The 8,994-nt window shown below is 72.3% G+C and carries 9 protein-coding genes; 4 read left to right on the top strand and 5 right to left on the bottom strand.

The genetic code is table 11. The annotated features are described in order from the left end of the window. Window positions 1-298 precede the first annotated feature (298 nt). Together ACI796_RS21330 and msrA are read left to right on the top strand one after the other, a co-directional pair. On the top strand, window positions 299-1,123 hold the full coding sequence (locus ACI796_RS21330; RefSeq protein ID WP_456943218.1) for an alpha/beta fold hydrolase: 825 nt from the start codon (window positions 299-301) through the stop codon (window positions 1,121-1,123). A gap of 111 nt (window positions 1,124-1,234) precedes the next feature. Beyond that, entirely contained in the window at window positions 1,235-1,750 is a 516-nt protein-coding gene (msrA, locus tag ACI796_RS21325; protein WP_456943217.1) for a peptide-methionine (S)-S-oxide reductase MsrA, read from the top strand. Window positions 1,751-1,816: 66 nt separating this feature from the next. Here the strand turns inward: msrA and fxsT are convergent, their stop codons facing one another. Both fxsT and ACI796_RS21315 read right to left on the bottom strand, forming a co-directional pair. Then, window positions 1,817-4,339 carry an FxSxx-COOH system tetratricopeptide repeat protein gene (fxsT, locus tag ACI796_RS21320; RefSeq protein WP_456943216.1) on the bottom strand — a complete coding sequence of 841 codons (2,523 nt, stop codon included), beginning with the start codon at window positions 4,337-4,339 and terminating at the stop codon, window positions 1,817-1,819. Continuing rightward, window positions 4,336-4,710 carry a hypothetical protein gene (locus tag ACI796_RS21315; RefSeq protein ID WP_456943215.1) on the bottom strand — a complete coding sequence of 125 codons (375 nt, stop codon included), beginning with the start codon at window positions 4,708-4,710 and terminating at the stop codon, window positions 4,336-4,338. The genes fxsT and ACI796_RS21315 overlap by 4 nt, the downstream gene beginning before the upstream one ends. A 250-nt stretch (window positions 4,711-4,960) precedes the next feature. On the opposite strand from ACI796_RS21315, the gene ACI796_RS21310 reads away from it, so the two are divergent. Then, on the top strand, window positions 4,961-5,110 hold the full coding sequence (locus ACI796_RS21310) for a Zn-dependent oxidoreductase (RefSeq protein ID WP_456943214.1): 150 nt from the start codon (window positions 4,961-4,963) through the stop codon (window positions 5,108-5,110). A gap of 40 nt (window positions 5,111-5,150) precedes the next feature. On the opposite strand, the gene ACI796_RS21305 is transcribed toward ACI796_RS21310, so the two are convergent. Beyond that, window positions 5,151-5,519, bottom strand: a complete 369-nt coding sequence (locus ACI796_RS21305; protein ID WP_456943213.1) for a hypothetical protein — start codon at window positions 5,517-5,519, stop codon at window positions 5,151-5,153. After that, complete coding sequence (locus ACI796_RS21300) at window positions 5,516-6,664, bottom strand: ATP/GTP-binding protein (RefSeq protein WP_456943212.1); 1,149 nt, start codon at window positions 6,662-6,664, stop codon at window positions 5,516-5,518. Before ACI796_RS21300 ends, ACI796_RS21305 begins: the two co-directional genes overlap by 4 nt. 341 nt (window positions 6,665-7,005) lie before the next feature. Here ACI796_RS21300 and ACI796_RS21295 point away from each other — a divergent pair, with 341 nt between their 5' ends. Beyond that, complete coding sequence (locus ACI796_RS21295; RefSeq protein ID WP_456943211.1) at window positions 7,006-7,977, top strand: quinone oxidoreductase family protein; 972 nt, start codon at window positions 7,006-7,008, stop codon at window positions 7,975-7,977. 38 nt (window positions 7,978-8,015) lie between these two features. On the opposite strand, the gene ACI796_RS21290 is transcribed toward ACI796_RS21295, so the two are convergent. Beyond that, complete coding sequence (locus ACI796_RS21290) at window positions 8,016-8,975, bottom strand: VWA domain-containing protein (protein WP_456943210.1); 960 nt, start codon at window positions 8,973-8,975, stop codon at window positions 8,016-8,018. Between the last annotated feature and the right edge of the window lie 19 nt (window positions 8,976-8,994).

Raw genomic sequence — 8,994 nt, 5'->3', positions numbered from 1 at the left:
GAGAGGAAGGGTAGTGCTTGCCGGCGGGACGTGCGGGTGTGGTGGGGGGGGGGGGGTGCGCCGGGGCGGGCCCCCCCCCCCCCCCCCCCCCACGACGCTGAGGCGGCCGGAGAACCCGACCCGGGGCGGCCACGACGGTGCACGCGTGCCTGGGCACGGGACCCGTCGACCACCGAGTTCACCCGACCGCCTCACCACAGCCGCTCGCCGACCACCGACCCGCGCTGGGATGACGTCGCGCCCGGGCGGTTGCCCACCTGCGGACGCACCACCCTTCCGAGACCGACGGAGGCACGACATGGGCACGATCACGACCGACGACGGCACCGAGATCTTCTACAAGGACTGGGGCAGCGGTCAGCCGATCGTCTTCAGCCACGGCTGGCCGCTGTCGGCCGACGACTGGGACGCGCAGATGATGTTCTTCCTGGCCCAGGGCTACCGGGTCATCGCGCACGACCGGCGGGGACACGGCCGCTCGACCCAGACCGGCGACGGGCACGACATGGACCACTACGCCGACGACCTGGCCGCGCTGACGGCGCACCTCGACCTGCACGACGCCGTGCACGTCGGCCACTCGACCGGCGGCGGCGAGGTCGCCCACTACCTCGGCCGGCACGGCGAGGACCGCGTCGCGAAGGCCGTGCTGATCAGCGCGGTGCCGCCGCTCATGGTGCAGACCGACGCCAACCCCGGCGGCCTGCCGAAGAGCGTGTTCGACGACATCCAGACCCAGGTCGCGACCAACCGGTCCCGCTTCTACCGCGACCTGCCGTCGGGGCCGTTCTACGGGTTCAACCGGCCGGGCGCCGAACCGTCCGAGGCGATCATCGCGAACTGGTGGCGCCAGGGGATGATGGGCGGCGCGAAAGCCCACCACGACGGCGTCGTCGCGTTCTCCCAGACGGACTTCACCGACGACCTGCGGAAGATCACGGTGCCGGTCCTGGTCATGCACGGCGACGACGACCAGGTCGTCCCGTACGAGAACTCGGGGCCGCGGTCCGCGGAGCTCCTGCAGAACGGGACGCTGAAGACCTACGCCGGCTTCCCCCACGGGATGCCGACGACGCAGGCCGAGACCATCAACGCGGACCTGCTCGAGTTCATCCGCTCGTGACCTCGTCGCCGTTCCGGGCTCGTCGTCCCGCCGGCTGCCGATGGGAGCCGGCGGGAAGACCAGCCCCGGTCGCGGTGTTCAGCCAGGCGCCCGACACAGAGGGAGGCACACGTGACCACTGAGACCGCGATCCTCGCCGGCGGCTGCTTCTGGGGTGCGCAGGACCTGCTGCGCAAGCGCCCGGGGGTGCTCTCGAGCCGCGTCGGGTACTCCGGCGGGGACACCCCGAACGCCACGTACCGCAACCACGGCGACCACGCCGAGGCGGTCGAGATCGTCTTCGACCCGTCCGTGATCTCGTACCGGGAGCTCCTGGAGTTCTTCTTCCAGATCCACGACCCGACGACGGTGGACCGGCAGGGCAACGACGTGGGCCGGAGTTACCGCTCGGCGATCTTCTACACGAGCGAGGAGCAGCGGCGCGTCGCTCTCGACACGATCGCCGACGTCGACGCCTCGGGCCTGTGGCCCGGGAAGGTCGTGACGGAGGTGTCGCCGGCCGGCCCCTTCTGGGAGGCCGAGGAGGAGCACCAGGACTACCTGCAGAAGTACCCGTGGGGCTACACCTGCCACTACGTGCGGCCCGACTGGGTGCTCCCGCGCCGGGAGGCGCAGACCGCCCGCTGACGTGAGCGGCCGGCGCACCTCGCCCGGTGCGCCGGCCGTCGGCGCGCTCCACACGGTGAGGACCGCTCAGGCGCCCCGGTGGGCGGTGACGACGGCCAGGTTCTCCCGCGCGGAGACCGTGACCGGGTGATCGGGGCCCACTGTCTGCGGGAGGTCCTCGAGCACCCGCTCGAGCACCTCCCGGGCCGTATCCCACTCCCCCGCCCCGGCCCGGACGGCCGCGAGGTCGGCCCGGGCCGTCAGGGTGTCGGGGTGGGTCGGTCCCAGGGTCCGCCCGAGCCCGTCCACCACCCGCTCGAGCAACCTCCGCGCCGGGCACCACTCCCCCGACTGCGCCAGGACCAGCGCCAGGTTGGCCTCCGCCGTCCTGGTGTCCGGGTGCTCTCCCCCCAGCACCCGCTCCCGGACGGACACCACCTGTTCGAGGAGCCGGCGGGCCTCGGCCACTTCCCCCAGCACGGTGAGGGTCCCGGCGAGACTGCCCTGCGCGGTCAGCGTCGCCGGGTGCTCCGGACCCGAGGCCCGCAACCGGGCCGCCACCAGCCTCTCCAGGACGCGCCGGGCCTCGTCGAGCTCGCCCGCTCCCATCAGGACGTACGCCAGGTTCCCGGAGGTCGTCAGCGTGCCCGGGTGCTCCGGTCCCAGCGTCTGCTCCAGCACCTGCTCCATGCGGGCCAGCACCCGCCGCGCCTCTCCGAGTCCCCTCAGATCGGCCAGCGACAGCGCCGTGACCGCCCTCGTCGTGAGGATCGGGGGCTCGTCGGACCCCGATGCGCGCAACCGGGCCGGCAGCACCCGTTCCAGCGGCAGCCTCGCCTCGGCCAGGTCGCCCAGGTCGGCCAGAGCGGCCAGGTCGGCCTCGCCCCCACCTGGCCCGGGCGGGCCGGCCGGTCCCGGCTCGGGCAGCACCTGCGCCAGTCCGGCGATCACCCGCTGCAGCACCTCCCGCGCCTCGATCCACCTGCCCAGGTGCCACAGGGTGAGGGAGAGGTTGGCCTGGGCGGTGAGGGTGGCCGGGTGGGCGGGGCCCAGCACCCGTGACCGGATCCCGGCGACCTGCTCCAGCACCCGGCGCGCCCCGTCGAGGTCCCACAGGGCGAAGAGGGTCCGCGCCAGGTCGACCTGCGCCGCCAGCGTGTCGGGGTGCTCCGGTCCCAGTGCCCCGGCCAGGCCCGCGGCCGCCCGGTCCAGCACCCGCCGGGCGCCGCGGAAGTCCCCGCAGACGTGCAGGAAGCGCGCGGCCCCTCGCAGGTCGTCGTCGGTGTCGGGGAGCGTCGCCAGCAGGTGCGGCAGCAGCGCCGAGAAGGCCGGCCAGTTCGCCGGGTCCTCCGGGTCGAGGGGCAGGGCCCGGTGGAGGAGGGAGCGCGCGGCGCGTTCCCACGCCGTCCGCTGCTCGTCCGTCAGCTGGTCCCGGACCACTGCCTGGACCAGGCGGTGCACCGACACGGTCCGCCCGTCCCGCGGCAGATCGGCGTCCGCCCTCCGCACGCTCCGGGAGCCGGCGCCCGTCCGCACCAGGGAGTAGCGGTACAGCGCGGCCAGGGCCCTGTCCAGGGCCAGCTCGTCCCCGGCCAGCACGCCGAGGACGTCGGCGGGCTCCGGTGCCAGTTCCGCTGCGTCGGCACCGCCGGACAGCAGCAGGGTGAGGGGGACGTCGTCGGGGCCGTAACAGGCCAGCAGCCGCAGCAGCCCCACCGCCGTCGGGCCGAGCGCCTCGAACGCCAGGCTCCACGTCCGGGCGATCGGGTACTCGTAGTCGGTGGGGTCTCCCTGACCGAGCAGGTCCGGCCGGTGGCGGCGGTACGACGTCAGGTAGGAGGCGAGCGTGGCGCCGGGGGAGGCCGAGATGTAGGCGCCGGCCTGTTCCAGGCCCAGCGGCAGGCGGCCGAGCTCCTCGGCCAGCTGCCCGGCGCTGACCTCGTCGGGGTCCCCGGTCCGGCCGACGAGGAACGCCACCGCCGCCGTCGGGTCCAGGTCCGGCACCTCGAGGCGCGGGTGCGGATACCAGCTGGGGTTGCGGCTGGTGACCAGCACGTGCCCGGACCCGGCCGGCGGGAGGAACTCACGGACGGCGCCCGGGCTCTCGGCGTTGTCGAGGACGAGCAGCCACGGGTCCGTGCGCGCGGCCAGTACCGCGTGGGTCGCCGCGACCGCGTCCCGGCCCTCGACGTCGACCTCGAGCTGGGCGGCCAGCAGCGTCCCCAACTGCGTGGCAACCGTGGCCGGTTCGGCCGTCGCCACCCACCACACCAGTCCGTAGTCCTCCGCGATCCAGTGCCGGTGGGCGTACTCGAGAGCGAGGCTGGACTTGCCCACCCCGCCCAGGCCGTGCAGCGCCAGCACGGCCGGGCCGGCGTCCTCGCCCGCGGTCAGGCGCAGCAGCTCACGCCGCACCCGGTCGAGGAGCTGCTCGCGCCCTGTCACCCGGTGGCGGGGCGGCAGGAAGACCGCGTGGCGGGCCACCGTCTCCCTGCTGACCTGGAAGACGTTGGTCTGCCGGTTGAAGCTGCCGGCCTGCAGGCCCTGCGCCCGCTCGGCGTGCACCCGTGGCGCGCCGGCGGGGACCTCCGGCGTCACGTCCTCGGTCACCCGGCGCCGAAGGTGTTGATCTGCTGGTTGCGATCACCGACCTGCACGCCCTGCGCGTGGGCGGCGTCCACCCGGTACTTGCCCGCCGCGCTGCCCGCGGAGTCGGCGAGAGCCAGCACCCGCTCCGCCAGCTCCAGCACCTCGGCGTCGCGGTCGGCGCCGGTCTCGGTCACGTACTTGCGCAGCAGCGGCTCGTACGCCTTCGGGTCCTTCTCGTGCTCGGCCAGCGCCTCCTCGGCCGCCGGCCTGCCGGCGAACCGCCGGCGGAGGACCTCGCGCAGCTTCGCGTACGCGTCCCTCACCGCGGAGCCGGCGACGTCCTGCACTCCTGCCCCGACCCCGGCCGCCAATGCCGCCAACAGCAGACTCACGGGTTCCATCTCGACCCCTGTCGTCGGAGTGTGACCAGTCTCCCACCGAGGGTGCGCACATCGACAGGTCGTCACGTGGTCACGGGCCGTGGTCAGTGGCGTCCGCCACGCCGTGTGGTCGCCACGCCACGGAAGGTCCCGGCCTGCGGCACCGCGGCCCGCTCCTCGTCGAACCCCTGCTCCCACCCGGCACGCGGGAGCGGCCGGGCCTCCTCGATCGCCGTCTCCCAGTCCGGCCATAGCCTTCCCCATGCGTGCCGTGCAGATGCCCCGCTTCGGCGGCCCCGAGGTCCTCGACGTCGTCGAGCTCCCCGACCCCGTCTCCGGCGACGGCCAACAGCTCTACGAGGTGAGTGCGGCCGGCGTGAACTATGCCGACACCCACCACCAGCTGTCCTGAGAGTTAGATCAGCGGTCAACGCGCGGGCTATCGCGCGGCCTCACCGCCATTCGATGACGGGCGGCGGCTCAGGCAGCTCCCAGACTCGCTCGAAGTTGTCGGCGACCAAGGGCCAGATGCGCTGACGACCATCGTCGACCGATCGGATTTCACCGGCCGACGGCCCGAAGACGACGAAGTCGTGCGGGATCACCCGGCCGGCTCGATCACGCCGCCCCGCCGGGTCCGGAAAGCGCAGCGCCACCAGCTCGGGCTGCGCCCCGATCGCTGCAACGCGACGGCATGCCTCGGCCGCGTCCTCAAGTCCCGAGAAAGCGGTGTCGTAGAGCGCAAGCGGATCCCCGCAGGCGTCGTTTCTGAGGAAGCGGAAACCCCACGCCCGTCCCCGGGAAGCCCAGATGAGGCTCACCGCAGGCTCCTGAGCAGGACCCGATCCTCTTCACCCTTGTCCAAGTCCATCCCGAAGCGGGTCAACGTGGCGCGCAGGTAGTCCTTCTTCGCCAGGGCATCGGAGTTGATCTGCTTCATCTTCTCCCCGTCCAGCCCGGCTGCTTCGGCCAGGCTGGGACCGACGAAGTTCAAGACCTGCCCCACGAGGCCGAGGAACTTGCTCTTGGTCCCCACCAACGCAGTAGCCAGGGGCCCAGCGCCACGCAGCAGCATCTCGACCACCTTTCCCTGCAACGCCTCCGTCTGAGCCCACTTGACGTGGCGTTCGAAGGGCAGCATGGCGGCCAGCGGCAGGATCATGTCGACCCCGATGCGCTCGGTGACCTCGATCGTCTCAGCGCCGAACTTCGCTGACGAGAGCAGCACGAAGTCCTCACCGACGGACAGTGCGTCCTCCGCCTCCACCAGCCCGGCCAGCACCTGGCGCAGTGCGTCCAGGTCATCGGTTGCCTTCTCGACGAGGAGGTCCCGAAACGCGAACACGTCCAGGTCCGGCAACAGATCGGACTTCGACAAACCGAGCACCCAGATACGCGGGAAATCGACGAGCGGTTGCCCGTCCTCGAGCAGGTCGTCCTTGAGCGACAGCAACCCGTTTAGGAAGTTGGCGAACAACGACTTTAGGTACCGCTCCTCCTGCCCGGCGTTGTCCAGTAACCGCTGAGCGTCCACCAGCAAGAGCGCGACATCCGAGCTCAGCAGGGACCTGAACGTGTCGACGCGGCGCTGCGCCTCCTCGGGCCCGCTAACGTCCTGCTCGAACCACTCCCCTGGGTAGTCATGCCAGACCAAGCGCAGTGCGTCGAACGGCTTGTCTTTCATCGACTTGGGGGCGGATCCGTCCTTCAGCTTGATCGAGAAGGAGTAGGACGTCCCGGTGAAGCGGTTGGGCGCGGGCAGCTGCGCTGAGTTCTTCATGCCCAGGTAGTTCCGGTGCAGCCGGGCGCCCTGGCCGATGTTGTCCGCAACGACGTGGAAGAGGCTCTGCTTCCGGTACTGGGGTTCTTGAGTCGCTCCGTAGAACGAGGAGAGCAAGACCGTCTTGCCGCTACCGCCCTCGCCGAACACCGCTATGTGCTGCTCAAGAGCTCTGCTCACGTCCACCTGGGCAGACTAAAGACCAGCAGGAGCAAGTCACGACCGACGGGCTAAGGGCGTGTCACAGCAACGAGATCGCCCCGTCAGCAACACATGCATGGCAACGAGACCGCGCAGCAGCTCGCCCGGCCGGCATGCCACAGGTCCCGGATAGCCAGGCTCTGGCGCATATGCCGTGCCGTGGACCCGTCGCTTGGCGATGGGGCGGTTCCCTGCTGCCACGCACCGAGTGTCCCGGGCACCACCGACACATTGCTCGGGCTCCGCATTCGACTTGGCCCGAGCCGGAGGCCGTCTCAAGTCGACCAAACACCGCTGCGTCGGCGCCGTCCCCTAGCGTCCCCTGCATGCGTGCCGTGCAGATCACCCGCTTCGGCGGCCCCGACGTCCTCGACGTCGTCGACCTCCCCGACCCCGTCCCCGGCGACGGCCAGCAGCTCTACGAGGTGAGTGCGGCCGGCGTGAACTACGCCGACACCCACCAGACCGAGGACAGCTACCTCGCCCCGCAGACGCTGCCGCTCATCCCGGGGGCGGAGTTCGTCGGCCGGCCGGTGGGCGGCGGCGAGCGCGTCGTCGGCCTGCTGGACGGCGGCGGCTACGCCGAGAAGGTCGTCGCGAACCCGCGGCTGACCTGGCCGGTGCCCGACGCCGTCACCGACGAGCAGGCCCTCGCCCTCGTCCTGCAGGGCACCACCGCCTGGCACCTGCTGCGCACCAGCGCGCACCTGGCCGCGGGCGAGTCGGTCGTCGTCATCGCCGGCGCCGGCGGGGTCGGCTCGCTGGCCGTCCAGCTGGCCAAGCGCTGGGGCGCCGGGCGGGTCATCGCCACCGCCTCGAGCGCGGAGAAGCGGGCCCTGGCCGAGGAGCTCGGCGCCGACGCCACCGTCGACCCGGCGCTGGCCGACGACGACCCGAAGACGTTCACCGCCGCGCTGCGCGAGGCCAACGGCGGCAAGCGGGTCGACGTCGTCCTGGAGATGACCGGCGGCAACGTCTTCGACGGCTCGTTCTCCGCGCTGGCGCCGTTCGGCCGGCTCGTGGCCTACGGCATGGCCGGCCGCCGCCCGCCGAAGCCGGTGCAGGCGCCGTCGCTCATGGGCACCAGCCGCGCGGTCGTCGGCTTCTGGCTGGCGCACTGCTTCAGCCGCCCGGCCATGCTCGACGACGCCATGACCGAGCTGCTCCAGCTCACCGCCGACGGGGCGCTGGAGCCGGTCGGCGGCGGCCGCTACCCGCTGACCGCCGTCCGCGAGGCGCACCAGGACATCCTGTCCCGCCGCACGACCGGCAAGCTCGTCCTCGACCCGACGAAGTAGGGCCCCGGGCCGGGGAGGGCGACCTCCCCGGCCCGCGCTCAGAACAGGCGCTGCAGGCGCCAGGCCGCCAGGCCCAGCCCGCAGGCCAGCAGCAGCGTGGCGACGCGGACGAACCAGTACGAGACGTCCTGCGGCTCGGTGGTGTAGCCGATCTGGCTGCCGAGGTCGTCGTAGACCGCCTCGAGCTCGGCGCGGCTGCGCGCCTCGTTGTACTGCCCGCCGGTGTCGTCGGCGATCTGCCGCAGCGCGTCGCGGTCGATCGGCACCGGCGTCACCTCGCCGCCGATCTCGATCGAGCCGTAGTCGGTGCCGAACGCGATCGTCGACACCGGCACCTCGGCCGCCTGCGCCGCCGCGATCGCCTGCGTGTTCTCCCGGCCCACGGTGTTGTAGCCGTCGGAGAGCAGCAGGATCCGCGCCGGCGGCAGCTGCTCGGGGTCGTCGACGTCGAGCGTCGACTGGAACGTGGTGATCGTGGTGAGCGACGTGAAGATCGCCTCGCCGATCGCCGTCGCCTCCGACAGCTCCAGGTTCTGGATCGCGCCGCGCACCTGCTCGCGGTCGGTGGTCGGCGCCACCAGCGTGGAGGCGGTGCCGGAGAACGACACGAGCCCCAGGTTGATCCGCTCCGGGAGGATGTCGACGAAGTCGCTGGCGGCGGCCTTCATCGCCTCGAACCGGCTGGGCTCGATGTCCTCGGCCTGCATCGACAGCGAGACGTCCAGCGCGAGGACGACGGTCGCCGTCTCCCGCGGCACCCGGACCTCCGTGGACGGCTGCGCCAGCGACAGCACCAGCCCCAGCAGGGCGGTCAGCGTCAGGCCGAACGCCACGTGCCGCACCCAGCCCGCCCGCTTGGGCAGCAGGCTCTGCGCCAGCCCGGTCTGGGAGAACCGCGCCGCGTACACCCGGCGGCGCAGCTGGCGGACCACGTAGAGGACCGCCAGCGCGACGACGGGGACGAGCGCGATCAGCCACAGCGGTGACTGGAAACTCACGGGCGGGCCTCTCTCGTGG

It is taken from the genome of Geodermatophilus sp. SYSU D00525 (assembly GCF_054050475.1).
This window is presented reverse-complemented; position numbering and strand designations above follow the sequence as displayed.

Bases quoted from the DNA above. Each gene is read 5' to 3' on its own strand.
- ACI796_RS21295 (WP_456943211.1), top strand. From the start codon at position 7,006: ATGCGTGCCGTGCAGATCACCCGCTTCGGCGGCCCCGACGTCCTCGAC.
- ACI796_RS21310 (WP_456943214.1), top strand. From the start codon at position 4,961: ATGCGTGCCGTGCAGATGCCCCGCTTCGGCGGCCCCGAGGTCCTCGAC.
- ACI796_RS21330 (WP_456943218.1), top strand. From the start codon at position 299: ATGGGCACGATCACGACCGACGACGGCACCGAGATCTTCTACAAGGAC.